Source organism: Pseudomonas aegrilactucae (assembly GCF_019168305.1).
In the GTDB taxonomy this organism is placed as follows: Bacteria; Pseudomonadota; Gammaproteobacteria; order Pseudomonadales; family Pseudomonadaceae; genus Aquipseudomonas; species Aquipseudomonas aegrilactucae.
The window spans coordinates 18,074-44,422 of record NZ_JAHTBI010000032.1; the positions used below are offsets into that span (position 1 = coordinate 18,074).

At 64.7% G+C, this 26,349-nt stretch carries 20 protein-coding genes; 15 read left to right on the top strand and 5 right to left on the bottom strand.

The annotated features are described in order from the left end of the window. Positions 1-197 precede the first annotated feature (197 nt). On the top strand, positions 198-2,156 hold the full coding sequence (locus KUO17_RS09670; protein ID WP_217975310.1) for a monovalent cation:proton antiporter-2 (CPA2) family protein: 1,959 nt from the start codon (positions 198-200) through the stop codon (positions 2,154-2,156). 6 nt (positions 2,157-2,162) lie between these two features. Here the strand turns inward: KUO17_RS09670 and KUO17_RS09675 are convergent, their stop codons facing one another. Continuing rightward, positions 2,163-3,371: an ammonium transporter gene (locus tag KUO17_RS09675; RefSeq protein ID WP_217975311.1), complete on the bottom strand. Its 1,209-nt coding sequence runs from the start codon at positions 3,369-3,371 to the stop codon at positions 2,163-2,165. 308 nt (positions 3,372-3,679) lie between these two features. Here KUO17_RS09675 and KUO17_RS09680 point away from each other — a divergent pair, with 308 nt between their 5' ends. The 7 genes from KUO17_RS09680 (at position 3,680) to KUO17_RS09710 (ending at position 11,862) form a co-directional block, all read left to right on the top strand. Further along, complete coding sequence (locus tag KUO17_RS09680) at positions 3,680-3,994, top strand: ElaB/YgaM/YqjD family protein (protein ID WP_217975313.1); 315 nt, start codon at positions 3,680-3,682, stop codon at positions 3,992-3,994. Between the two features lie 10 nt (positions 3,995-4,004). Further along, complete coding sequence (locus KUO17_RS09685; RefSeq protein WP_217975315.1) at positions 4,005-4,373, top strand: phage holin family protein; 369 nt, start codon at positions 4,005-4,007, stop codon at positions 4,371-4,373. Then, the gene (locus tag KUO17_RS09690) at positions 4,370-4,708 is read left to right on the top strand and encodes a hypothetical protein (protein ID WP_217975317.1); all 339 of its coding nucleotides are present in this window, start codon (positions 4,370-4,372) and stop codon (positions 4,706-4,708) included. The genes KUO17_RS09685 and KUO17_RS09690 overlap by 4 nt, the downstream gene beginning before the upstream one ends. Before the next feature lie 97 nt (positions 4,709-4,805). Further along, a complete protein-coding gene (locus KUO17_RS09695) occupies positions 4,806-5,969 on the top strand; it encodes an EAL domain-containing protein (protein ID WP_217975318.1) in 1,164 nt (387 codons plus the stop codon). A 63-nt stretch (positions 5,970-6,032) separates the two neighbouring features. Further along, on the top strand, positions 6,033-7,364 hold the full coding sequence (locus KUO17_RS09700; RefSeq protein WP_217975319.1) for a deoxyguanosinetriphosphate triphosphohydrolase: 1,332 nt from the start codon (positions 6,033-6,035) through the stop codon (positions 7,362-7,364). A gap of 236 nt (positions 7,365-7,600) precedes the next feature. Further along, entirely contained in the window at positions 7,601-8,227 is a 627-nt protein-coding gene (locus KUO17_RS09705) for a response regulator transcription factor (RefSeq protein WP_217975320.1), read from the top strand. Continuing rightward, positions 8,224-11,862 carry a transporter substrate-binding domain-containing protein gene (locus KUO17_RS09710; protein WP_255263508.1) on the top strand — a complete coding sequence of 1,213 codons (3,639 nt, stop codon included), beginning with the start codon at positions 8,224-8,226 and terminating at the stop codon, positions 11,860-11,862. The genes KUO17_RS09705 and KUO17_RS09710 overlap by 4 nt, the downstream gene beginning before the upstream one ends. A gap of 56 nt (positions 11,863-11,918) precedes the next feature. Here the strand turns inward: KUO17_RS09710 and KUO17_RS09715 are convergent, their stop codons facing one another. Beyond that, positions 11,919-12,263 (bottom strand): YggL 50S ribosome-binding family protein, encoded by a 345-nt coding sequence (locus KUO17_RS09715; RefSeq protein ID WP_217975321.1) that lies wholly within the window; start codon positions 12,261-12,263, stop codon positions 11,919-11,921. Positions 12,264-12,478: 215 nt separating this feature from the next. Between KUO17_RS09715 and dacB the strand changes: the two genes are divergently transcribed. Next, a complete protein-coding gene (gene dacB, locus KUO17_RS09720) occupies positions 12,479-13,942 on the top strand; it encodes a D-alanyl-D-alanine carboxypeptidase/D-alanyl-D-alanine endopeptidase (protein ID WP_217975322.1) in 1,464 nt (487 codons plus the stop codon). 7 nt (positions 13,943-13,949) lie between these two features. On the opposite strand, the gene KUO17_RS09725 is transcribed toward dacB, so the two are convergent. Together KUO17_RS09725 and rlmKL are read right to left on the bottom strand one after the other, a co-directional pair. Next, the gene (locus KUO17_RS09725; RefSeq protein WP_217975323.1) at positions 13,950-16,343 is read right to left on the bottom strand and encodes a sensor domain-containing diguanylate cyclase; all 2,394 of its coding nucleotides are present in this window, start codon (positions 16,341-16,343) and stop codon (positions 13,950-13,952) included. 95 nt (positions 16,344-16,438) lie between these two features. Next, the gene (gene rlmKL / locus KUO17_RS09730; protein ID WP_217975325.1) at positions 16,439-18,637 is read right to left on the bottom strand and encodes a bifunctional 23S rRNA (guanine(2069)-N(7))-methyltransferase RlmK/23S rRNA (guanine(2445)-N(2))-methyltransferase RlmL; all 2,199 of its coding nucleotides are present in this window, start codon (positions 18,635-18,637) and stop codon (positions 16,439-16,441) included. 538 nt (positions 18,638-19,175) lie between these two features. Between rlmKL and rmf the strand changes: the two genes are divergently transcribed. Next, on the top strand, positions 19,176-19,391 hold the full coding sequence (gene rmf, locus KUO17_RS09735) for a ribosome modulation factor (protein WP_078479587.1): 216 nt from the start codon (positions 19,176-19,178) through the stop codon (positions 19,389-19,391). A 94-nt stretch (positions 19,392-19,485) separates the two neighbouring features. On the opposite strand, the gene KUO17_RS09740 is transcribed toward rmf, so the two are convergent. Further along, entirely contained in the window at positions 19,486-20,511 is a 1,026-nt protein-coding gene (locus KUO17_RS09740; RefSeq protein WP_217975327.1) for a quinone-dependent dihydroorotate dehydrogenase, read from the bottom strand. A gap of 153 nt (positions 20,512-20,664) precedes the next feature. Between KUO17_RS09740 and KUO17_RS09745 the strand changes: the two genes are divergently transcribed. From KUO17_RS09745 to cobA, 5 genes are all read left to right on the top strand, one after another. After that, positions 20,665-21,876: a CmpA/NrtA family ABC transporter substrate-binding protein gene (locus KUO17_RS09745; protein WP_217975328.1), complete on the top strand. Its 1,212-nt coding sequence runs from the start codon at positions 20,665-20,667 to the stop codon at positions 21,874-21,876. Between the two features lie 13 nt (positions 21,877-21,889). Then, positions 21,890-22,465: an ANTAR domain-containing response regulator gene (locus KUO17_RS09750; RefSeq protein ID WP_217975329.1), complete on the top strand. Its 576-nt coding sequence runs from the start codon at positions 21,890-21,892 to the stop codon at positions 22,463-22,465. Positions 22,466-22,642: 177 nt separating this feature from the next. Continuing rightward, the gene (locus tag KUO17_RS09755; RefSeq protein WP_217975330.1) at positions 22,643-23,854 is read left to right on the top strand and encodes a nitrate/nitrite transporter; all 1,212 of its coding nucleotides are present in this window, start codon (positions 22,643-22,645) and stop codon (positions 23,852-23,854) included. Positions 23,855-23,862: 8 nt separating this feature from the next. Then, positions 23,863-25,533: a bifunctional protein-serine/threonine kinase/phosphatase gene (locus KUO17_RS09760; RefSeq protein WP_217975331.1), complete on the top strand. Its 1,671-nt coding sequence runs from the start codon at positions 23,863-23,865 to the stop codon at positions 25,531-25,533. 30 nt (positions 25,534-25,563) lie between these two features. Continuing rightward, positions 25,564-26,322 carry a uroporphyrinogen-III C-methyltransferase gene (gene cobA / locus KUO17_RS09765; protein WP_217975332.1) on the top strand — a complete coding sequence of 253 codons (759 nt, stop codon included), beginning with the start codon at positions 25,564-25,566 and terminating at the stop codon, positions 26,320-26,322. Positions 26,323-26,349: the final 27 nt, after the last annotated feature.

Consider the following 26,349-nt stretch of genomic DNA (forward strand, 5'->3'; position numbering starts at 1 on the left):
CAGTACCGCAAAGGCTGGAAACGGATCACCATTCTAGGTCTGGATACGGGCCCAGTCGAGGTATCCACGACAATGGCCGGCAGCCTGACACAGATCAATCGAGCACCACCGAACACACTGTAGCCTGAGCGTTTTTTTTGCCCACTGCCCGCTACCAACTGCACGAAAGACCCGCCTTGCCCCATGGAGCGTATCGAGTGTTTGCCAACCTGCTGATCATCCTGGCCTCGTCACTGGTCGTCATTGCCCTGTTCAGGCGCCTGCAACTGCCCCCGGTACTGGGCTACCTGTGCGTCGGCCTGTTCGTGGGCCCCACGGCGCTGGACTGGGTGAACGAAAGCGAGGAGCTGCCCGACCTTGCGGAAATGGGCGTGGTGTTCCTGCTGTTTTCCCTGGGCCTGGAATTCTCCCTGAGCAAGATGCTCGCCCTGCGCCGTGTGGTGTTCGGCCTGGGCAGCCTGCAGGTGATCTGTTCGAGCGTCCTGCTGGCCGGCCTGCTTTCACTGCTCGGCATGTCCACCGGCGCAGCGCTGCTGCTGGGGGCGGGGCTGGCCTTGTCATCGACCGCCATCGTCAGCAAGGAGCTGAGCAGCCTGGGCGAAATCTTCAGCAGCCATGGCCAGAACGCCATCGGCGTGCTGCTGTTCCAGGACGTGGTCGCGGTGTTGCTGCTGACCCTGGTGCCGGTGTTCGCCGGCCAGAGCGGCCAGGCCTGGTACTGGGCACTGCCGCTGACCCTGGGCAAGACCGTGATCCTGTTCGTCGGCCTGCTGCTGGCCAGCCGATGGCTGCTGCCGCGCCTGTTCCATGAGGTGGCCCGCTCGCACTCGGCCGAGCTGTTCGTGCTGCTGGCGCTGGTGATCGTGCTGCTCACCGCCTGGCTCACCCACCTGCTGGGCCTGTCACCGGCGCTGGGGGCGTTCCTGGCGGGCATGCTGCTGGGCGAAAGCAACTATCGCCACCAGATCGAAGCCGACATCCGGCCCTTTCGCGACATCCTGCTGGGGCTGTTCTTCGTCAGTATCGGCATGCTGATCGACCTGCAGCTGTTTGCCAGCCATGGCCTGGCCATCCTCGGCCTGACCCTGGCCTTGCTGGCGGTCAAGGGCACGGTGGTGGCCGTGCTGGTCAAGCTGCGCGGCAGCGACAGCGAAACCGCCTGGCGCAGTGGCCTGGCCCTGGCCCAGGGCGGCGAATTCTGCTTTGCACTGATGGCCCAGATGCAGCAGACCCACCTGCTGCCCGACGCCCTCGGGCACCTGCTGCTGGCCGCCACCTTCTGCTCGATGCTGGTCACCCCGCTGATGCTGCGTGGCGCCCCCGCCCTCGCCGCCCGCCTGCACCGCAAGCCCAACCAGGAGGTGCAGCTCGAAGAGATCCAGGCGCAGAGCGCCGCACTCAGCGGCCACGTGCTGATCTGCGGCTACGGCCGTGTGGGGCAGTCCATCGGGCGCTTCCTGCGTCGCGAGCAGCACGCCTTCATCGCCCTGGACGATGACCCGGTGCGGGTTCAGGAAGCCGCTGCCGGCGAACACTGCGTGCACTATGGCGATTCGCGGCGCGGCGAACTGCTGGCGGCCATCGGCCTGGAACGTGCACGCCTGCTGGTGATCGCAGTGGACAAGACCGACATCGCCATCAGCGTGCTCAAGGCCGCGCGCCACCTCAACACCCAGGTGCCGATCCTGGTGCGCACCCGCGACGACAGCCTGCGCGACGAACTGCGCGCGGCCGGCGCAACGGCAGTGGTACCGGAACTGCTGGAGTCGAGCCTGATGCTCGCCTCCCACGCGCTGGTGATGCTGGGCGTGCCGCAGGAACGTGTGCAACAGCGTATCGACGAAGTGCGCCACAGCCGTTACCGGCTGCTGCACGGTTTCTACCAGGGTGCACAGACCAGCCCGGTGGACAGCGAGGGCCTGCCCAAGGTGATGCTGCACGCGGTCAACCTTGGCGCCGAAGCGTATGCCTGCGGGCGCCCACTGACAGAACTGGCGCTGGACCTGCTGGGCGTCGAGGTGCAGGCCGTGCAGCGCGACGGCGAGGACCTGGCGCTGGCCACCGACACCTGCCTGCACGCCGGCGATGCAGTGCTGCTCAGTGGCCCCACCGCAGCCATCGAAGCCTGCCAGGCACGCCTGCTGCACGGGCGCTGAGGCCACTCAATCGTGGCTGGTGGCGCCGATCTTGTGGATCGACAGGTCGGCGCCGTAGTACTCCTGCTCCTGGCTCAGGCGCAGGCCCAACGCCCACTTGATACCGCCATACACGGCAAGCCCGCCCAGCAGCGCCACCGCTATTCCGGCCAGGGTACCGACAAGCTGGCTGACCAGACTGACCCCGCCCAGCCCTCCCAATGCCACCTGGCCGAAGATCCCGCAGGCGATCCCGCCCCACACGCCGCACACCCCGTGCAGTGGCCACACACCGAGTACATCGTCGATCTTCCAGCGGTTCTGGGTGGCGGTGAAACACCACACGAACAAGGCCCCGGCAATCGCGCCGGTGGCCAGCGCACCGACCGGGTGCATCAGGTCGGAGCCGGCGCAGATCGCCACCAGCCCGGCCAGCGGGCCGTTGTGCAAGAAGCCCGGGTCATTGCGCCCGACCACCAGCGCGGCCACCGTACCGCCGACCATGGCCATCAGCGAATTGACCGCGACCAGCCCGCTGACACCCTGCAGGGTCTGTGCGCTCATCACGTTGAAGCCGAACCAGCCGACGATCAGGATCCATGAACCCAGCGCCAGGAACGGAATGTTGGACGGGGCGAAGGCCACCAGCTTGCCGTCACGGTAGCGACCATTGCGCGGCCCCAGCAGCAGCACCGCCGCCAGCGCCAGCCACCCGCCCATGGCATGCACCACCACAGACCCTGCAAAATCATGGAAGCCAGCACCGAAGCGCGCCTGCAGCCATGCCTGCACGCCAAAGTTGCCGTTCCACGCCATGCCCTCGAAGAACGGGTAGACCAGCGCCACGATCAGCACCGTGGCGCACAACTGCGGGGCGAAGCGCGCACGCTCGGCGATACCACCGGAGATAATTGCCGGGATCGCCGCCGCAAAGGTCAGCAGGAAGAAAAACTTCACCAGCCCGTAGCCGTGATCAGCCCCCAGCGTCGCGGCCGGGTGCAGGAAGTGCACGCCGTACGACAGCCAGTAGCCGACGAAGAAGTACGCCAGGGTCGAGACGGCAAAATCGCTGAGAATCTTGGACAGCGCATTGACCTGGTTCTTGTGCCGAACCGTGCCCACCTCGAGAAAAGCGAAACCGGCATGCATGGCCAGCACCATGACGGCACCAAGCAGGATGAACAGGGTGTTGGAGCCTTGGACCAGTGAGTCCACCGCGGATTGCAAATGTTCCATGTGTTGGGCAGGCCTGCTGTACGAAAAAAGCACCAAAGCGGTTCGAACACACCACGCGCGCACCATCCTGGACCGCATTGCTGTCTTCTCGCGGACGCTGATTGCGCCGGCCTGGAGTTTTTTCCTGGGTTTGTCGTGGATTGGGTTAAGGTTGACCGAGCGGTTGTGCGCCGACGCCCGGATTTGGCGCGCGCACCCGTTCGGTTGCACCAGGGCAAAGCAAATGCTGTACCAGTGCCGATTTCACTGAACCTTCCGCGCCGCCCTGCACTCGAAATCCCAAACGCCCACTCGACACGGAGAGACCCATGGCCAGCAAAACGGCAAAGACTGCTCAAGACATTCTGATGGCTGACTTCCAGACCCTGGTGCGCGACACCGAAAAGCTCCTGGAACACAGCGCCACCCTGGCAGGCGACCAGGCCGACGAGCTGCGCACGCAGATCCATGACAGCCTGCTGCGCGCCCGCCAAAGCCTGCAGCAGACCCAGGAGTCGGTGCGTGAACGCGGCCAGGCGGCACTCAGCGCCACCGAGGACTACGTACAGACCAACCCCTGGCAGTCCGTCGGCATCGCGGCGGGCGTCGGCTTTCTGATCGGCCTGCTGGCCAGCCGTCGCTGAGGCCCCTGGTATGGAAACCGAAACCACCGGCTCGTCCTCGCGGCGCCTGGGCGCGGCGATCCTCGGCCTGCTGCACGGCCACGTCGAATTGTTCGGCATCGAACTGCAGGAGCAGAAGGCACGCACCCTGAGCCTGCTGCTGTTCGCCGGGCTGGCCCTGGTGTTCGCCCTGCTGTTGCTCACCGGCCTGTCGGCGCTGCTGCTGATCCTGCTGTGGGACAGCTACCGCCTGGCCGGCATCATCGGCCTGTGTGTGTTCTACGGGTTGGCGGCAGCGTTCTGCGGCCTGCGCCTGAAAGCGGCAGTGTTCGACGAATCGTCGCCGTTCCATGCCACCCTCGAAGAACTCGCCAAGGACCGGGAGCGCCTGTTGCCATGAGCCTGCCTGAACTGCCGAAAACCACCGATCGACGCGAACTGCGCAAGGCGCTGATACGCCTGCGCCTGGAAATGCACCGCCAGGAGATCCGGCATGAGTCCGGCCAGGTGCTCAAGCCGCTGACCCGCCTGCGCAGCATGGGTGACTCCTTGCAAGGCGGGTTGCAAGGTGGCCTGGGCATCAAGCACGGGCCACTGTGGGGCATCGGCGCCGTGGTGCTGCTCGGGTTCCTGACCGGCAAGGGCGCGCGCAGCGGCAGCCTGACCCGCCTGGCGGGCCTGGGCAGCAGCCTGGCGCCGCTGATCAGGCTGTTCATGCAGTCAGGCAAGCGCTAGGCGAAAGCTGGCTGCATTCTTGCAAAACGAGGCGGCGGGTGTGGCCCGCCGTTGCTGGCCGCCCGGCCAGTCGTCACGTTCAAGCCAAGGAGTCGCCGTGTTCGACGGGCAACCGCTCGCCTGCTATCAGCCCTTTATCGATACGGCCACCGGCCTTATTGCCGGCATCGAGTCGCTCGGCCGCCTGGTGCAGGCCGACGGCCAGCCGCTTTCCGTGGGCCCGTTGTTCGCCGACCCACAGCAGCCGTCCGAAGATTTGCGTGCGCTCGACCGCGAGCTGCGCGGCCAGGCCCTGCGGCGCTTCCGGCAGGCGCCGGACGATTGGTTCCTGAGCCTCAATATCTCACCACGCTGGATCAGCGAGTTGGAGGCTGGGCAGCCTTTGCCCAGCCTGCTGCAAGTGCAGCAGGCGGGCGTGGACCCGCGCCGGCTGGTGTTCGAAATCACCGAGCTGGGGGGCGACCTGCAGCGTCTTGCAGAGGTGGTGGCGCGCTACCGGCAGGCCGGCGCCCGGATCGCCATCGACGATTTTGGCGCCGGCTACTCGCAACTGGACCGGGTACTGGCGCTGCAGCCCGACATTCTCAAGCTCGACATGCGCCTGTTTCAGGCCGCCGCACGCGGCGGGCCAAGCAGCGAAGTGGTCAAGGCCCTGGCGCAGATGGCCGAAAAAACCGGGTGCTGGATCATCGCTGAAGGCGTCGAGACCGAAGCTGAACTCAACTTTGCCCTGGAATGCGGTGCGCGTTATCTGCAGGGCCACCTGTTCGCCCAGGCCCAGGCCGGGTTCTTTGCCGCCGATGCATTTGTCGCGCACTTTGCCGAACTGCGTCAGCGTTATGTGCAGGCCAAGCTGGCGGAGCGCGGGCGCCTGATGCAGCGTCGCCATCAGCTCAGTGAACTGATGCCGCAACTGCAGGCGTGGGCGTTGGCCAACGCGCCGCTGGAGCACCTGCCGAACCTGGCCGCCTATCCCTGGGTACTGCGCTTTTTTCTGTGCGACCGGCACGGCACCCAGCTCACCCCCAACCTGGAGTGGCGTGATCAGCGCTGGCACGTGGATGCACGTTATCTGGGCCACAACTGGTCCTGGCGACCGTATTTCTACCACCTGCTGGCCGAAGGCTGGGATGAGCGCCGGCTGATACTTTCCAGCACCTACCGCGACGCCACCACCAACCAGTACTGCCTGACCGCAGGGCAATGCTTCGATGATGGCCAGCGCCTGCTGCTGATCGACCTGGATGCCGACGGCCTCTGAGGCTTGCGGCCAGGGCCGCGACACGGGAAGCTAGGCGCCAGCCCCCGCACTGGAGAACCGGCCTTGGACTGGCATACCCTGCTTACCCGCGAACGTCTCGGCAAGACCCTGCACAGCCCCGAAGAACTGGGGCGCAGCCCGTTTCACAAGGACCACGACAGGATCATCTTCTCGGGTGCCTTCCGCCGCCTGGGGCGCAAGACCCAGGTGCACCCGGTCACCAGCAACGACCATATCCATACCCGCCTGACCCACTCGCTGGAAGTCAGCTGCGTGGGCCGCTCGCTGGGCATGCGCGTCGGCGAGACCCTGCGCGAGAGCCTGCCGCACTGGTGCGACCCGAGTGATCTGGGCATGGTCGTGCAATCGGCCTGCCTGGCCCATGACATCGGCAACCCGCCGTTCGGTCACTCGGGCGAAGATGCAATACGCCACTGGTTCCAGCAGGCGGCCGGACGCGGCTGGCTCGACGCGATGAGCGATGCCGAACGTGGCGACTTCCTCAATTTCGAAGGCAACGCCCAGGGTTTTCGCGTGCTCACCCAACTGGAATACCACCAGTTCGACGGCGGCACACGCCTGACCTACGCCACCCTGGGCACCTACCTCAAGTACCCCTGGACCGCCCGCCACGCCGATGCGCTGGGCTACAAGAAGCACAAGTTCGGCTGTTACCAGAGCGAACTGCCGCTGCTCGAGCAGATCGCGCGCAAGCTGGGCATGCCGCAGCTCGAGCCGCAGCGCTGGGCACGTCACCCGCTGGTGTACCTGATGGAGGCCGCCGACGACATCTGTTACGCGCTGATCGACCTGGAGGACGGCCTGGAAATGGAGCTGCTCGACTATGCCGAAGTCGAGGCGCTGCTGCTCGGTCTGGTGGGCGATGATCTGCCGCAGACCTACCGTCAGCTGGGCCCTGGCGATTCACGCCGACGCAAGCTGGCGATCTTGCGCGGCAAGGCCATCGAGCACCTGACCAACGCCGCTGCGCGGGCATTCGTCGAACAGCAGCACGCCCTGCTGGCCGGCACCCTGTCAGGCGATCTGGTCGAGCACATGCATGGCCCGGCCAAGCGCTGTGTACTGCAGGCCAAGGACATGGCACGCAAGAAGATCTTCCAGGACAAACGCAAGACCCTGCACGAGATCGGCGCCTATACCACGCTGGAGATCCTGCTCAATGCCTTCTGCGGTGCCGCCCTGGAGCAGCATGGCGGGCGCACCCCGTCGTTCAAGCACCGGCGCATCCTCGACCTGCTGGGCAACAATGCGCCAGACCCGTCCAGCTCGCTGCACAGCGCGTTCCTGCGCATGATCGATTTCATCGCCGGCATGACCGACAGCTATGCCAGCGAAATGGCGCGGGAAATGACCGGGCGTACCAGCCCAAGCTGAAAGGTCGTATTATGCGAGCGCAGTAACTTCCATGCCCTCGGCATGCAAGTAACTGCGCACTTGATAACGCGTAAACTTGAATCAATTAGTTTCAACTCTCAAACTTTTTGTAGCCCGATACTCAACTTTATGTAGGAGTTTTCCCATATCAAGTTTGAGCCCGGGTCTACTTATGTGCCCGCCTTCTATCTGGGCTAAGGTGCCGCTTCTATATGGCCCCGACCCGGAAGGTGACTATGCACTCAGTATTAATTGTCGATGATCATCCCGTCATTCGCCTGGCAGTTCGCATGTTGTTGGAGAACGAAGGCTATCGGATCGTCGGCGAATCCGATAACGGCGTCGACGCCATGCAACTGACCCGCGAATCACCACCCGACCTCATCATTCTCGACATCGGCATCCCCAAGCTGGACGGGCTGGAAGTGCTGTCGCGCTTCAACAGCATGTCGTCGCGCTCCAAGGTACTGGTATTGACCGCACAGTCGCCTGTGCTGTTCGCCACCCGCTGCATGTTGTCCGGCGCCTGCGGCTATGTGTGCAAGCAGGAAGACCTGAGCGAATTGCTCAGTGCAGTCAAGGCGGTACTGTCCGGCTACAACTATTTCCCCAGCCAGGCCATCAATCCACTGCGCCAGCAAGGCGGCAGCACTACCGAGATGGACCTGTTCAAAACCGTCAACGACCGCGAACTGATGGTATTGCAACTGTTTGCGCAAGGCCGCAGCAACAAGGAGATCGCCTCCGGCATGTTCCTGAGCAACAAGACCGTCAGCACCTACAAGAAGCGGCTGATGCAAAAGCTCAAGGCCAGCTCGCTGGTGGAGTTGATCGAAATGGCCAAGCGCAACGCACTGGTATGAGCCTGCGTTCTGGTCGCCACTGGCGCATGCTCTGCCTGCTGGTGGCAGGCGCCTGCTTCAGTTTGCCCGCCCTTGCCGCCAGCCTCGACACCCTTCCCTACCGGCTGCTCAGCCGCAGCGGGGCAACCCCGGTGGAGGTCTCGCTGTCACCGGCCCAGGCCGACTGGATACAGGGGCGTGCGACCCTGACACTGGGCACCTCGGCCCCGGACTACGCCCCTTTCGACATGACCGCCAGTGGACGCGACTACGAAGGCCTGACCGCCGACTTTGCCGGTCTGATCGGCAACACCTTGAAGCGGCCGATCCAGATCAAGCGCTATGCCAGCCGCGACCAGGCCCTGCAGGCGCTGATCGACGGGGACATCGATCTGCTGGGCAGCGCCAATGGCTACGATGCCGCCCGTGCCGGTATCACCCTGTCGCACGCCTACGCCAACGACCAGCCGGTGCTGGTCACCCGCGAAAACGAAGTCCGTGCACTGGACACCGGCCTCGAAGGCTTGCGCGTGAGCATGGTCGCCCACTACCTGCCGCTGGCCGAGGTACGCGCCACCTACCCCAAGGCCAAGGTGCAAACCTACAGTTCCTACCACAATGCCCTCAATGCCGTGGCGTTCGACCAGGCAGACGTGTTTCTCGGCGACACCCTGTCGACCCATTACCAGATCAACCAAGGCTATGTGAAAAACCTCAAGATGGCCAATTTCGGCAAACATGAACCGGTCGGTTTCAGCTTTGCCCTGCGCGCCGACAACCACCCGTTGCTGGAACTGGTCAACGCCACCCTGGACGCGGTCACCAACGCCATGCGCACCAGCATTTTCCAACGCTGGAGCGCAGGTGACGGAATTCTGCTTTCGGACCGCAAGCTGCAACTGTCGCCTGGCGAAGCGCGCTGGCTGGCCGCGCACCCGGTGGTGCGCGTGGTGGTCAATGAAAACGCTGCACCGCTGAGCTTCTACGACAGTGCCGGCAACCTGCGCGGCATCGCGGCCGACCTGCTCGAACTGATTCGCCTGCGCACCGGCCTGCGCTTCGATATCCAGCGCAGCAGCGGCATCAGCGACATGATCGAGCAACTTGAGCAGGGCCGTGCCGATGTGATTGCCGCCATTTCCCCCAGCCCGCAGCGCGAAACCACATTGAGCATCAGCCGCCCGTACCTGGAAAGCGCCTATGTACTGGTCACCCGCACCGGCGAGACACAACCGGCGTCGCTGCGCCAGTTGCAAGGCAAGCGCATGGCCGTGACACGGGGCAACACCCTCAACGAGGGCCTGCGTCAACGCTACAGCGATATCCAGCTGATCGAGACCGAAAGCACGGCGGCCTCCGCCGCCCTGCTCGCACAGCGCCAGGTGGACGGCATGGTCATGTCGCTGGTCAATGCCAACTTCAATCTCACCACCCAGCAACAGATCACCATCCGCGCCACCATCGGCGACGCCCCGGCGACGTTCTCGATGGCCACCCCGCGGGACGCGCACGAACTCACCTCGATCCTCGACAAAGCCCTGCTGAGCATCGCGCCACAGGAGATGGGCGTGATCAACAGCCGCTGGCGCGACTTCAGTGGCGAGTCCAGTTCGTACTGGCAGAGCCACCAGCGCTTCATCATCCAGATGGTGCTCGGCACGTGCCTGCTGCTGGTGCTGTCGCTGGCCTGGAACGGCTGGATGCGGCGCCAGATCAAACACCGCGAGGAAGTCGAGCGCGCCCTGGGCGATCAGTTGGCATTCATGCGTGCGCTGGTCAACGGCACCCCGCACCCGATCTACGTGCGCGACCGCCACGGGTTGCTGCAAAGCTGCAACGAAAGCTATCTGCAGGCGGTGGAGGCGCGCCCCGAAGAGGTGCTCGGCAAGTCACTGCAGGAGGCACCACTGGCAGCCACCAACAATGCACAGCAGATCCAGGACGACTATCAGCAGGTCATGAACGAGGGCCTGCCGCTGATCGTCGACCGGCCACTGATGCTCAAGAACCGCGAACTGACCATCTACCACTGGGTACTGCCCTACCGCGATTCACTGGGTGAGGTGCAGGGCATCATCGGCGGCTGGCTGGACATCAGCGAGCGCCGCCAACTGATCCAGGACCTGCGCCTGGCCAAGGAGCAGGCCGACGACGCCAATCGTGCCAAAAGCACCTTCCTGGCGACCATGAGCCACGAGATCCGCACGCCGATGAACGCCGTGATCGGTATGCTGGAGCTGGCCCTCAAACGCGCAGACGCCGGGCACCTGGACCGCCCCGCCATCGAAGTTGCCTACGGCTCGGCACGCGACCTGCTGGTGCTGATTGGGGATATTCTCGACATCGCGCGCATCGAGTCGGGGCGCATGACGCTGCACCCGCAACGCACTCACCTGGGCGAACTGGTGGGGTCGGTAGGCCGGGTGTTCGAGGGCCTGGCGCGACAGAAGGAGCTGAACCTGAGCCTGGCCATCGACGCCAGTGCGCACCGTGACGTACTGCTCGACCCGCTGCGTTTCAAGCAGATCGTGTCCAACCTGGTCAGCAATGCGATCAAGTTCACCGAACAGGGCCAGGTGCGCGTAGAACTGGCGCTGCACCCCACCGGCGGGGCCGACGCCTTCAACCTGACCCTGGCGGTACGCGACACCGGCATCGGCGTCAGCCAGGCAGACCAGCAGCGCCTGTTCCAACCCTTCGCCCAGGTGTCGCCCGATAGCAGCCTGGCGCGCAGCGGCACGGGGCTGGGGCTGGTGATCAGCCGCAACCTGTGCGCCATGATGGGCGGGCAAATGACGCTGCACAGCGAACCCGGCCAAGGCACCGAAGTGCGCATCAGCATGCCGCTGACCGGGCTCGCCGTCTGCGAGAAAATCCTCGAACCGGTGCAGGTCACGCTACCAGCCCCCCAGGTCAAGGTGCTGGTGGTCGACGACCACCCCGCCAACCTGCTGCTGATGGGCCAGCAGCTGGACTACCTGGGCGTGCGCCACACCACTGCCGACAATGGCATGAGCGCACTGCAGGCCTGGCGCCAGGAGCCGTTCGATATTCTGATCGTGGACTGCAACATGCCGCAGATGAACGGCTACCAGTTGGCCCAGGCAGTGCGTGACGAAGAACGCCAGCAGGGCCGTACGCCCTGCACCATTCTGGCGTACACCGCCAATGCACAGCCGGAAGTGCTGGAGCGCTGCCGATTGGCCGGCATGGACGATTGCCTGCTCAAGCCCATCAGCCTGCACGAGCTCAGCCAACGCTTGAACGAGGTACCGCCGCCCAAGGCCAAGGCGCCACCGGCCGAGGCTGACCTGATCGACCTGCTGGGGCTGGAACCGATCATCGGCAACGATCCCGGCGAGCTGTGCCGGCTGCTCGAACAGTTGCTCGGGTGTGGCCCGGCCGATCGTCAGCAGTTGCTCGACGCCGACACCCACGGCTCGCCCGAGGTGCTCAGGGACGCGGCGCACAAAGTGCTGGGGGTGGCGCGGATGGTACAGGCGCACGCGCTGATGCGCGCGTGTGAACGGCTGGAGGAGGCCTGCGAAGGATTGGCAGCAGAACCAGTGCTCAGGCGTCGCAAGCGCCAGGTGCTGGCGGCAATGACCCGCGTGGAGCGGGCGTTGCAGCGTACGCTCGATGCGTTGTCGAGGTAGCCAGCGAACCGCTGAAACGAAAACGGCAGCCGCAAAGGCTGCCGTCTGGCGAGGTATCAGTTGGCCGAATTGATCGGCTTCTCTGGGTACCAGGCATCAACCAGCGGGCTGAGTTCGATCTTGGTCAGCTCTGGGCGAGCGTTCAACCAGGCTTGGACGGTAGCGCGCTGCTCTTCGGTGACCGAGCCACGGCTGGCCTTGCACACCAGGCCGAAGTCGTCGCCACCGACATAGTCCAGGCCGTTGGCATCCATGGCTTCAGTCAGGAATGCATCGAGGAAGGCGTCAACGGCTTCGTCGGACAGATCTTCCTTGAAGCTCAGGTTCAGTTCAAAACCTTCTTCCTGGAACTCGTCTACACACAGTTTTTTACGCAGACGGCGGGAACGGTTGGTCGCCATGAAACAATCCTCTTAAGTAATAACGCGCGGCACTTTACCAGTTCCACCGTGAAACTGCCTGAATAAAACCCGACAAATCGCTGCACCGACAGGCATTGTTCGGCCCATCGGCGCCATGCGTGGTGCATAATGCGCGCTATATTTTTCCATACCGGGGCCGTCACCCTATTGCGCTCTGGTTTTTTTCACCCCTCGCCTGCAGGGTTCACGTGCAAATGACCAAATCTCTACGTTCACTGCTGTTCGCCGGCCTGTTTCTGCCACTGGCCATGCCGGCCCACGCCGCCCCCGTCAATACCACCCTCTCGCCCAAGGTGCAGCAGGCCCTGCGCACCAACAAGCTGCAGGACAATGCGCTGTCGCTGGTGATGCTGCCGCTCAACGGCCCGGGCACTGCGACGGTGTTCAACGCCGATGTGTCGGTGAACCCGGCCTCGACCATGAAGCTGGTGACCACCTACGCGGCCCTGGAAATGCTCGGGCCCACCCATCAGTGGAAAACCGAGTTCTACACCGACGGCACCCTGAGCAACGGCACCCTCAACGGCAACCTGTACCTCAAGGGCGGCGGCGACCCCAAGCTGAACATGGAAAAGCTCTGGCTGTTGATGCGCGACCTGCGCGCCAACGGCGTGCAGACCATCAGCGGCGACCTGGTGCTGGACCGCAGCCATTTCGTGCAGCCGCAACTGCCGCAGTTCAACGACGATGGGGGTGACGAGAACAAGCCGTTCCTGGTCAAGCCTGACTCATTGCTGGTCAACCTCAAGGCCCTGCGTTTCGTGGCACGCAACGATGGCGGCAACGTGCGGGTGTCGGTAGAGCCGCCGATCGCCAGCATCCGCATCGACAACCAGGTCAAGGCCGTACCCGGCACCCAGTGCAAGGGCGAAGTGCGCTACAACCCGGTGCTACAGGCCGACGGCGTGAGCGTGGTGGTCAGCGGCCAACTGGCCGACGGCTGCAACTCCCAGACCTACCTGTCGCTGCTCGATCACCAGGCCTATGCCGCCGGTGCCGTGCGGGCCATCTGGAGTGAGCTGGGCGGGCGTATCCAGGGGGCCGACCGGGTCGCCGAAGTACCCAGGAGTGCGCGCCTGCTGGCCCGCGCGTTTTCCCCGGACCTGGTCGAAGTCATTCGCGACATCAACAAGTACAGCAACAACACCATGGCCCAGCAGCTGTTCCTGAGCCTGGGCGCGCAGTACCGTACCGACGCCGACGGCGACGACGCACGTGCCGCACAGCGTGTGGTGCGCCAGTGGCTGGCGAAAAAAGGCATTACTGCGCCGCACCTGATCATGGAGAACGGTTCCGGCCTGTCGCGTGCAGAACGCGTCAGCGCACGGGAAATGGCCACCCTGCTGCAGGCCGCCTGGAAAAGCCCGTACTCCGCCGAGTTCATCAGTTCGATGCCGTTGACCGGCATGGACGGCACCATGCGCAAGCGCCTCAAGCGCACCGCCATGGCCGGCGAAGCCCACATCAAGACCGGTACCCTGAACACCGTACGCGCCATCGCAGGTTTCAGCCGCGACAGCAACGGCAACACCTGGGCCGTGGTGGCGATCCTCAACGATCCCAAGCCATGGGGCGCCTCGGCAGTGCTCGACCAGGTGCTGCTGGACCTCTACCGGCAGCCGAAACTGGCCGGCAACGCCACCGTGCAGCAGCCCTGAGCCTGGCTCAGCGCAGTTCGGCCTCGACCCGGTCGCGGCCGGCCTGCTTGGCCGCATAGACGCCCGAGTCGGCTCTTAGCAGCAAGGCATCGGCGCCCTCTCCCGGGCGCCAGCCCGCCACACCGAAACTTGCGGTCACCCGCCCCACGCCGTCTACCGGCGTACTGCGTAGCCCCTGCCACAATTCCTGCGCCAGGGTGCGCGCCTGCGCGGCATTGCTGCCGGGGCACAGCACCATGAACTCCTCCCCGCCCAGGCGGCAGAACACGTCGGTGCGTCGCAGACGATGGCTGATACGCTGACACAGGCTCTGCAGCACATGGTCGCCCACGGCATGCCCGTACTGGTCGTTGATTCGCTTGAAGTGGTCGATATCGAGCATGATCACCGCCAGATCCTGCTGATCGCGCTGGGCGCGGTCCAGCTCGGCCTTGAGGCGTTCCTGGAAGTAGCGCCGATTGTGAATACCGGTCAACGCATCGGTCACCGACAGTGCACGCAACTCCTCCTCGACCCGCTTGAGGTCGGAGATATCGCTGAGGTAGCCATGCCACAGCGTGCCACCGTCCGGCCCAGGTTCCGGCGTGGCCTCGCCACGTATCCAGCGCAAGCCGGCTGTGGGCAACTGCACACGGTACTCTTCGCGCCAGGGCGTCTGGTGCTCGGCCGAGTAGCGGATCGATGCACGAAAATGCGCCAGGTCGTCGGGATGAATGCGCTCGAACACCGCCGAGGCATCACGCTTGAGCACTGCCAGGTCGATCTCGTAGATATCGCGCAAACCTTCACTGGCATAGTTGAAACAGGAGCTGCCATCGGCCCTGCGGCAGAACTGATAGATGCCGCCGGGCACTTCGGCGCTGAGCTTCTCCAGCAATCGGTCGCGGGCGGCCAATGCTTCATGTACACGCTTGCGCTCGGTCACGTCGATGCAGATCGCCAGGTGCCCGACCCACAACCCCTGCTCGTCGAGCACCGCGGTCACCAGCATGTTGGCCTGCAGGTGGCTGCCATCCTTGCGCAGCAGGCTCCATTCGGCCGGCTCGCTGTCGGGGTGGGTGGCAGTATCGGTCAACATCGCCTGCGCCGGGCTGATCTGGCGGCCGTAATGCAGGCTCATGCGCTGCGCACGCGCCTGCAATTCCTGGGGCAACACCAGGTTTTCCAGTGTCAGGTGCCCCAGCACCTCGTCGCTGCGGTAGCCAAGCATGCGCTCGGCGCCGGCATTGAACGTACTGATGACCCCGTGCAGGTTGGTGGCAATGATCGCCACCTGGGTCGCCGCATCCAGCACGCTGCGCAGCTGGCCATGGGTATCGCGCAAGGATTGCTCGCTGACACGCAATTGCGCGGTGCGTTGCTCGACCAGCGCCAAGGCACGCTGCCGCTGGTTTAACAGGCTGTAGAGCAACGCACTGAGCAACAGGCTGAGCAACCCGCCGAAGAACACCACCGCACTCACCACCGAGGACTGGTTGGCCTGCATGAACAGGAGGCTGGGGCGAATGTGCAACTGATAGTCATGGTCGGCCAGGTGCAGCGCAAAACTGGCCTGAAGGGTAGAGTCCGCCAGGGTATTGGCCGACTGGAACAGTACAGCCTGCGGGCCCTCGGCGCTGTCATCGAGAATCTGCACCACGAGGTTGTCCTGGTCGGCACCGGGCAAGCCATCGGCCATCAACTGGCGCATGCCGATCACGGCAACCACGTAGCCCAGCGGCTGCCCCTCGGCGCCACTGGCACCGAACACCGGGGTGACCATCACCATGCCACGCATATCGGCCGGGGCCACGCCCAGCAGATCCAGCGGCGCGGTCACCGCCAGCGAACCCGACCTGCCGGCCCTGGCCAATGCGTCCTGTCGTGCCGGTTGTGACAGCAGGTCCAGGCCCCAGGGCTGGACCTGGCTGCCCTGGCTCTGGGTATACAACACCGGGTAATACAGCGCACGCGGCCGTGCCACCTGCAACACGCCCTGTTCACTCAACTCCTGGATGCTGAACGCGCTGCCCAGGCTGTGCCGCGCCCGCCGCTCGAACGCGTCGCGCTCGGCGCCCAGCACCCGCGGCGCCCAGGCGAAAGCCTGGGTGCGCTGCAGCAACGGGCGTGCATAGCCATCGAACTCCTCGCGGGTGATGGCATCGGCGTACACAAAGAAACGCCGCAGGCTGTCCAGGCGTTGCACCTGGTCCTGCAGGCGTTCCTGTATCCGGCTGTAACGCTCCGAGGCCAGCAACTCAAAGCGCTGGCGCAACTGGTGCTGGTAAAGCTCACCAGCGGCCATGGCCAGCAGCGCGGTCAGCAGCGCGCCGGCGCACAGTGCCAGCAGCGCAGCCAGCCAGGCGCAGACCTGCTCGCTGATCGACCCCAGGAGCGTGGGACGCAAGAATTGCAGCGACATAATTCAACTCACAACGCCAGCCAGCAGTGATCGTGGCGGCTATCTGCAATCATAGCTACTTGCCACGCTGCTGGCGCCCCCCGTTGCGCGACGCCTCACCGCGCCTGAATGCGCCAGGCCCGATGGATCTTGCTGTTGCGTGCAAAGTCCGGGTCCAGGGTCTGGGCAGTGATTTCCTCGACCGCATAGCGCTCCAGCAGATGTTCATCGAGCTGGAACTTGCGGAAGTTGTTGGAGAAATACAGCACGCCGCCCGGCGCCAGGCGGGCTACCGCCAGGTCAAGCAGCTCGACATGGTCGCGCTGCACATCGAACACACCCTCCATGCGCTTGGAATTTGAGAAGGTCGGCGGGTCGATGAAGATCAGGTCGTAGTCTTCGCGGCAGGCTTGCAGCCACGCCATCACATCGCCCTGCTCCAGGCGGTTCTTGTCCGAGAAACCGTTGAGCGACAGGTTGCGCCGTGCCCAGTCCAGGTAGGTCTTGGACAAGTCGACGCTGGTGGTGCTGCGCGCGCCGCCCTTGGCTGCATGCACACTGGCGGTGGCGGTATAGCAGAACAGGTTGAGGAAGCGCTTGCCGCCAGCCTCGCGCTGAATGCGCATGCGCATCGGGCGGTGGTCCAGAAACAGGCCGGTGTCGAGGTAGTCGGTGAGGTTGACCAGCAGCTTGACGCCGCCTTCGCTGACCTCGGTGAACTGCCCCTGGCTGTTCTGGCGCTCGTACTGGCGGGTGCCGGACTGACGCTCGCGACGTTTGATCACCACGCGGCTCTGGTCGATGTTCAGCGCTTGCGGAATCGCCGCCAAGGCATCGAACAGGCGGGCCTGAGCCTTCTCCGGATCGATCGAACGGGGGGCGGCGTATTCCTGCACGTGCACCCAGTCGTGGTAAAGGTCGATGGCCAGCGCGTACTCAGGCATGTCGGCATCGTAGACGCGGTAGCAGGTGATGTTCTCGCGCCTGGCCCACTTGCCCAGTTGCTTGAGGTTTTTCTGCAGGCGATTGGCAAACATCTGCCCGCCTTCGCTCAGGCGTGCCGGCTCGCTGGCGGCAGACACGGCGGGCTCGCTCGGCTCGCTGCCGCGCTCACGCTCGGGCGCGCGGCGCTCACCGGTAACGAACTGGTCAGGTTGTACCTTGATCAGCAGCAATTTGCAGGGCAGCGCGCCGTTCCAGAAGGCGTATTGCTTGTGGCTGCGAATGCCCATGCGCTTGCCCAGGTCCGGGGCGCCGGTGAACACCGCCGCTTCCCAGTTCAGGCAGGCCTGACGCAGACGCTCGCCGAGGTTCTGATAGAGGTACAGCAGGCTGGCCTCATCACCCAGACGCTCGCCATAGGGCGGGTTGCAGATCACCAGGCCTTTCTGGTTCTGGTCCGGGCGTGGCTCGAAACTGCCCACTTCACCCTGGTAAATCTTGATCCAGTCGCTCAGGCCCGCACGCTCGACGTTGTTGCGCCCTGGCTGGATCAGCCGCGGGTCGGCTTCATAGCCGCGGATCCACAGCGCAGGACGCGCAAGGCCCGCATCGGCCCGCGCCCGTGCTTCGTCGTGCAACTTGCGCCACAGCGCCGGCACGTGGCCCAGCCAGGCGCTGAAGCCCCAACGCTCGCGCCGCAGGTTCGGCGCAATGTCGGCGGCGATCATCGCCGCCTCCACCAGGAAGGTGCCCACACCGCACATCGGGTCGGCCAGCGCACCACCTTCGGCGGCAATGCGCGGCCAGCCGGCCCGGATCAGCACCGCGGCGGCAAGGTTTTCCTTGAGCGGTGCAGCCCCCTGCTGCAGGCGGTAGCCGCGCTGATGCAGGCTGTGGCCGGAGAGGTCCAGCGAGAGGATCGCCTCACCCCGTTCCAGGCGCAGGTGCACACGCAGGTCCGGGTTGAGCTTGTCGACCGACGGGCGCTCGCCGGCGGCGTTGCGCAGCTTGTCGACGATGGCGTCCTTGACCTTCAGCGCGCCGAAGTGGGTATTGTCGATACCCGAGCCGTGCCCACTGAACTCGACCGCCAGGCTACCCGTAGCCTCGAGGTGGTCCTGCCAGTCAACGGCATTGACCCCGTCATACAGGTCGTCGGCGTTCTTCATGTTGAAGCGCTTGAGTACCAGCAGCACGCGGTTGCCCAGGCGCGACCAGAGGCACAGGCGGTAGGCGGTTTCCATGTCGGCCTCGCCGCGAATCGCCGAGGTGTGCTCGCGCACCTCCTCCAGGCCAAGCCCACGGGCTTCTTCGGCAAGCAGGCCTTCCAGGCCCTTGGGGCAGGTGAGATAGAGTTCGAAACGGTCCGACATGAGTAATCCAAGCCTTGGGCAATAGGTGAAAGGGCAAGCGCGTCGCCCTTTCGATGTTTGATCGAACGCCTTCCAGCAACGTTCGAATGGCACTGACAGAGGTGCCGGGCCACCGGGTGAAGGCTTTTTGCACAAGGCAAAACAGCTTTGATCACACGGCAGAATTAAAAATTCGGATATTGCAGTGTTTTTTTGTGACCCTTCGTCGCCTTATCAGTTGGCGTTGGAAGTGATTCTCAACGATGGCCTTGTGACCCCAGGCACGAGCAAAGCCTGATCATAGCTGGCTTTGCCCCAAATCCGCTCGTGAAGCAATTTTTTACTTATCCCCTGACCCTATGAAAGGTTACGTCCTTATGACAAAACGATCATTCACACTGTGACCTGCATTGGTTAGAACTCGTATCAGGTTGCTCTGCAATGGGGCAACACTTCAGCTCGCCACGCCGGCAGCGAGCGCATAACCGGCAGAACGACTCTGCCCGGCCTCAGCCGAGGCCGACGGGACATTACAGTCAACAAGTGAGGGCAACACCCTATGAGAAGACTTAAGCGTGATCCGTTGGAAAGAGCATTTTTACGTGGCTACCAATATGGGGTCACCGGCAAATCCCGCGAGCTTTGCCCTTTTACTCTACCGTCAGTACGCCAAGCCTGGGTCAACGGCTGGCGCGAGGGACGTGGCGACAACTGGGACGGTATGACCGGCACTGCGGGTATCCATAGACTCAACGAACTTCACGCCGTTGGCTGAACGAGGATCTGAATTCTAGTTACCATGCACGCTCTATCCGAGCGGCGGGCCTCGGCCCAAGGGCCCCTTTTGCGGGGCCCTTTTTTATGCCTGCTCAGCGCCTGCGCACGGCCGCGATGGCATCCACCGATTCGCGAATCAGCGCCGGGCCCTTGTAGATGAAACCGGAGTAGATCTGTACCAGGCTGGCACCCGCCGCAATCTTTTCGGCCGCGTGCCTGCCTTCGGTGATACCGCCGGCGGCAATGATCGGCAGCTTGCCGCCCAATTCACCCGCCAGCGTACGCACGGTGTGAGTGCTCTTCTCGCGTACCGGGGCACCCGACAGGCCACCCGCCTCGTCGCCATGCTCCAGGCCCTGGACCCCTTCACGGCCCAGGGTGGTGTTGGTGGCGATCACCGCATCCATGCCGGTCGCCAGCAAGGCGGCGGCCACTTGTGCGGTTTCTTCATCGCTCATGTCCGGGGCAATCTTGATTGCCAGTGGCACGCGCTTGCCGTGAGCCAGGGCCAAGGCTTCACGGCGCACCGCCAGGGCCTCGAGCAACTGCTTGAGCGAGTCGCCGAACTGCAGGCTGCGCAGCCCCGGGGTGTTGGGCGAGCTGACGTTGACGGTGACATAGCTGGCGTGGTCATAGACCTTGTCCAGACAGATCAGGTAGTCATCCACCGCCCGCTCGACCGGGGTATCGAAGTTCTTGCCGATATTGATGCCCAGCACGCCGCGGTAGTTGGCGGCACGCACCCGGCCCAGCAGATGATCGACGCCCAGGTTGTTGAAGCCCATGCGGTTGATGATCGCCTCGGCCTCGGGCAGGCGGAACAGCCGCGGCTTGGGATTGCCTGGCTGCGCGCGCGGGGTCACCGTACCGATCTCGACAAAGCCGAAGCCCAGCTGGGCAAAGCCGTCGATCGCCGTGCCGTTCTTGTCCAGGCCCGCCGCCAGCCCGACCGGGTTGGCAAACTCCAGCCCCATGACCGTCACCGGCAGCGACGCCGGGGCCTTGGTCAACAGCCCGTTGAGCCCCAGGCGGCCGCCGGCACCGATCAGGTCCAGTGACAGGTCGTGGGAAGTTTCCGGGGACAGTTTGAACAACAGCTGGCGGGCCAGGGTATACATGGGCGGGCTTAGCTCGAGGTGTGGGAAGGCAGCGATTATAGCGGCGCCGCCGCCCCGAAGACAGGCCCGTGTTCACCCTTGGCATATGCGTTGCTTGGCTTGACCCACAGGCCTGCCCGCTGTTCGGCGCGGGCCGTTGCCATGAGCGATCGGATGAATCAGACCTCTACACGCGCGCTGGCCTGGGTCAACGGCAGCGACGCACCGGAAAAACCCAGCCTCAATATCGGCTTCATGGCCTTGAGCGACTGCGCCTCACTGGTCGTGGCCGCCACGCAGGGCTTTGCCCAGCCCTACGGCCTGAGCCTGAACCTCAAGCGGCAGAGCTCGTGGGCCGGGCTGCGTGATCGCCTGGTCAACGGCGAACTGGATGCCGCGCACTGCCTGTATGGCCTGAGCTACGCCGTGCACCTGGGCATCGGCGGCATCCCGGCCACGCCGATGGCAGTCCTGATGGGCCTGAACCAGAACGGGCAGAGCATCAACCTCTCGCCTGCATTGCAGGCCCGCGGCGTGATCACTCCCGAGGCACTTGAGCGGCACGTGCACCAAGGCGGGGCAAAACTGACCTTCGCCCAGACCTTCCCCACCGGCACTCATGCCATGTGGCTCTATTACTGGCTGGCCAGCCAGGGTATCCACCCCCTGCACGACGTCGACAGCGTGGTGGTGCCACCGGCGCAGATGCTCGCGCACCTGCAGGCCGGGCGCATCGACGGGTTCTGCGTGGGCGAGCCATGGTCGGCCAGCGCGGTCAACCAGAACATGGGCTTTACCCTGGCCACCAGCCAGTCGATCTGGCCCGATCATCCGGAAAAGGTTCTGGGCTGCACGCGCGCCTTCGTCGAACAGTACCCCAACACCGCCCGCGCTCTGGTGGCCGCCATTCTCGCGGCCAGCCGCTTTATCGAGCAAAGCCCGGAAAACCTGCGTGCCACCGCACAACTGCTGGGCGCCGAGAACTACCTCGATGCGCCGCTGGCGTGCATCGAACCGCGCATGCTCGGCGACTACCACGATGGCCTGGGCAACCAGTGGCAGGACGCGCACCCGCTGCGCCTGCATGATGAAGGCCGGGCCAACCAGCCCTACCTGTCCGATGGGATGTGGTTCATGACCCAGTTTCGTCGCTGGGGCCTGCTGCGCGAAGACCCGGACTACCTTGGCGTGGCCACGCAGGTCCAGCAATTGGCCCTGTACCGCGACGCCGCCAACGCGGCCGGCGTGACCTGTTCGGCGGCGTCGATGCGCAGCAGTCAGTTGATCGATGGCACGCGCTGGGACGGCTCCGACCCGCGCGGCTATGCCCATGGCTTTCGTCTGCATGCCCTGGCCGACGCGCCAGTGGCCCATGCCCGTCGCTGAGGGAGGTGCCGGCATGCTGCGTATTCTGCTGATCGACGACACCGAGAAAAAAGTCGGCCGCCTCAAGGCCGCGCTGGTCGAAGCCGGTTTCGAGGTGATCGAGACGTCGGGCCTTACCATCGACCTGCCCGAACGCGTCGAAACAGTGCGTCCGGACGTGATCCTGATCGATACCGAATCACCGGGGCGCGATGTGATGGACCAGGTGATCCTGGTCAGCCGCGACCTGCCGCGTCCGATCGTGATGTTCACCGACGAACACGACCCTACAGTCATGCGCCAGGCGATCCAGGCCGGGGTCAGCGCCTACATCGTCGAGGGCATTCACGCCAAGCGCCTGCAGCCGATCCTGGACGTGGCCATGGCCCGCTTCGAAAGCGACCAGGCGCTCAAGGCCCAGTTGCACGCGCGTGACCAGCAACTGGCCGAGCGCAAACGGATCGAGCTGGCCAAGGGCTTGCTGATGAAAATGAAGGACTGCAACGAGGAACAGGCCTACACACTGATGCGTCGCCAGGCCATGAGCAAGCAACAGAAACTGATTCAGGTGGCCGAGCAGATCATCGCCATGAGCGATCTGCTCGGTTGAGTCGGCAACTGGCCCGGCTCTTGCTAATGCATTGACAGGCAGCCAACGGCGGTTGCCTCCACATTCCCGACAAAGACGTCGCTCTTGCCCCTGGACCCACAGGTGCGAAGCGGCGTCTTTTTCGTTTAAGCCCACTGGGCACACGATTTTCCGTTGAAACGCTGAGCGAGGTGTTCGATGAATACAAGCTTCTGGAAATCCGGCCACATCCCCACGCTGTTCGCCGCCTTCCTCTATTTCGACCTGAGTTTCATGGTGTGGTACCTGCTCGGCCCGATGGCGGTGCAGATTGCCACCGACCTGCAGCTGACCACCCAGCAACGCGGCCTGATGGTGGCCACGCCGATCCTGGCCGGTGCGATCCTGCGCTTCGTGATGGGCTTGCTGGTGGATCGCCTGTCACCCAAGACCGCCGGCCTGATCGGCCAGGTGATCGTGATCATTGCGCTGTTCTGCGCCTGGTCGATCGGCGTGCGCACCTATGAGCACGCGCTGCTGCTAGGGGTATTTCTCGGTGTGGCGGGGGCCTCGTTCGCGGTGTCGCTTCCGCTGGCCTCGCAATGGTATCCGCCCCAGCACCAGGGCAAGGCCATGGGCATTGCCGGTGCCGGCAACTCGGGCACGGTGTTCGCCGCACTGCTGGCGCCGGTGCTGGCCGCCGCCTACGGCTGGAGCAACGTGTTCGGCTTTGCCCTGATCCCGCTGGTACTGACCCTGGTGCTGTTCGCGCTGCTGGCGCGCAATGCCCCAGAGCGTCCCAAGCCCAAGGCCATGGCCGACTATTTCAAGGCCCTGGGCGACCGTGACAGCTGGTGGTTCATGTTCTTCTACAGCGTGACCTTTGGCGGCTTCATCGGCCTGGCCAGCGCGCTGCCCGGTTACTTTAACGACCAATACGGCCTGAACCCGGTCACGGCCGGCTACTACACTGCCGCGTGCGTGTTTGCCGGCAGCCTGATGCGCCCGCTCGGGGGCGCGCTGGCTGATCGTTTCGGCGGCATCCGCACCTTGCTGGGCATGTACAGCGTTGCCGCCATCTGCATCGCTGCCGTGGGGTTCAACCTGCCAAGCTCGATCGCCGCGCTGGCCCTGTTCGTCAGCGCCATGCTCGGGCTGGGTGCCGGCAACGGCGCGGTGTTCCAACTGGTGCCACAGCGCTTTCGCCAGGAGATCGGCGTGATGACCGGCCTGATCGGCATGGCCGGCGGTATCGGCGGCTTCCTGCTGGCCGCTGGCCTTGGCACCATCAAGCAGCACACCGGTGACTACCAGCTGGGCCTGTGGCTGTTCGCCAGCCTGGGCGTACTGGCGTGGTTCGGCCTGCACGGGGTCAAACGGCGCTGGCGCACCACCTGGGGCTCGGCGGCCGTCACTGCGGCGCGGGTCTGAGGCACACCATGAGCCTGCAACTGAGTTTTGCCCACGCCAGTGACAGCGGCCCGCGCGACGAGAACCAGGACGCCCTGCGCCTGGTGACGCCAGCGGCAGAACTGGCCGCGAGCAAAGGCTACCTGTTCGCCCTGGCCGACGGTGTCAGCCAATGCGCTGACGGCGGGCTGGCCGCGCGGGCCAGCTTGCAGTCGCTGGTACTGGACTACTATGCCACGCCCCAGACCTGGGGCGTAGCCCAGGCGCTGGATCGCCTGCTGCTGGCACAGAACCGCTGGCTGCGCGCCAACGGCGGCGGCCAGCCGTTGCTCACCACCCTGAGCGCGCTGGTGCTGCGCGGCCAGCGCTTTACCCTGGCGCATGTGGGCGACTGCCGGGTGTATCGCTGGGGCGCCGGACAGTTGCAGCGCATCAGTGAAGACCATGTGTGGGACCAGCCGGGCATGCAGCATGTACTCAAGCGCGCGCTGGGTCTGGACCAGCACCTGCTGGTCGACTACCTGGAAGGTACGCTGGAACCGGGCGAGTGCTTCGTACTGCTCAGCGACGGCGTCTGGGCCACCCTCAGCGACCTGCAGATCAGCAGCGTGCTGCGCGATCAACCCGACCTGCAGGCAGCCGCCAGCACCCTGGTCAACGCCGCGCACCGTGCCGGCAGCCAGGACAATGCCAGTGCCTTGCTGGTGCGCGTCGAGCAATTGGGCGCCAACACACTCGGTGACACCCTGGCCCAACTGCAGCAATGGCCGCTCCCTCCCCCCCTGCGCGCACTGCAACTGATCGATGGGCTACGGGTAGAGAGCGTGGTAGCCCAGAGTCGCCAATCACTGCTGTACCGCGTGATCGACAGCCAGCAGCAGGCCTGGCTGCTCAAGACCCTGCCCGCCGCCCGCAGTGATGACGTGCACGCCCAGCAGAGCCTGCTGCTTGAAGAATGGTTTCTGCGCCGCGTGGCCGGGCGCAGCTTCCCCGAGGTGCACCCGGCCAGCCAGCGCCAACATCTGTATTACCTGATGCGCGAGTACAGCGGCCAGACCCTGGACGAGCGCTTCAAGCAGGCCGGGCCGCTGGCGCTCAGCGAATGGCAGGGCCTGGCACGCCAGTTGATGCAGGCGCTTGGCCTGCTGCACCGGCGCAACATCCTGCACCGTGACATCAAGCCGCAAAACCTGCACCTGGCGCACGACGGCCAGCTGCGTGTGCTGGACTTCGGCCTGGCGTACTGCCCAGGGCTGTCTGAAGACCGCGCCCACGAACTGCCCGGCACACCGTCGTTCATCGCCCCGGAAGCCTTCGAAGGCGTCGCGCCAGGTGCGCAGCAGGATCTGTACGCGGCCGGCGTGACCTTGTACTGGCTGCTGACCGGGCATTACCCCTATGGCGAAGTGGAGGCCTTCCAACGCCCGCGCTTCACCGCGCCGGTCAGCGCGGCGCGTTACCGCCCGGACCTGCCGCAGTGGCTGGAGCAGTGGCTGGCCAAGGCGGTCAGCGCCGACCCGCAGCAGCGCTTCGAAACCGCCGAGCACGGCCTGCTGCAACTCGAGCAAGGCGAGTACCAGACCGAACGCCTGCGCCCTCGCCCGCTGCTGGAACGTGAACCGCTCAAGGTCTGGCGTGGCCTTGCGCTGCTGTCGCTGCTGTTCAACCTGATGCTGCTGATCGCCCTGCTGAAGGGCTGACGGCGAACACCCTGACAAAGAGGAAGCCCCATGAAAGGTAAAGTCTGGCTGGTGGGCGCAGGCCCTGGCGACCCGGAACTGCTGACCCTCAAGGCGGTACGTGCATTGCACGAGGCCGACGAGGTCCTGATCGATGACCTGGTCAACCCGGCGATTCTGCAGCACTGCCCGCACGCCCGGGTCACTGCGGTGGGCAAGCGCGGGGGCTGCCGCTCCACACCGCAGGCCTTCATTCAGCGCCTGATGCTGCGCCATGCACGCCAAGGGCGTTGCGTCGTGCGGCTCAAAGGCGGTGACCCGTGCATTTTTGGCCGTGGCGGCGAGGAAGCACTGTGGCTGCAGGCGCGCGGGGTCGAGGCAGAGCTGGTCAACGGTATCACCGCAGGCCTGGCGGGTGCCACGCAATGTGGCATTTCACTGACCTTGCGCGGGGTGAGTCGTGGCGTAACGCTGGTGACCGCACACACCCAGGACGACAGCCCCTTGAACTGGCAGGCCTTGGCTCAGGGCGGCACCACGCTGGTGGTGTACATGGGGGTGGCCAAACTCGAGGAGATCCAGCAGGGCCTGCTCGACGGCGGCATGGCCCCGGACACCCCGGTAGCAATGATCGAAAACGCCTCATTGGCGCAGCAACGCGAATGCCGCAGCCAACTGCGCCACTTGCAACGCGATGCGACTGAATTCGGGCTGCGCAGCCCGGCGATCATGGTGATCGGTGCCGTGGCCGACCCCGCCATCATGGCGTCAGAAACGCAGGTGCTCACGGCGTCTGCCCGAAGGGCGTAATCACATTCCTGCAGGCAAAAAAAGCCC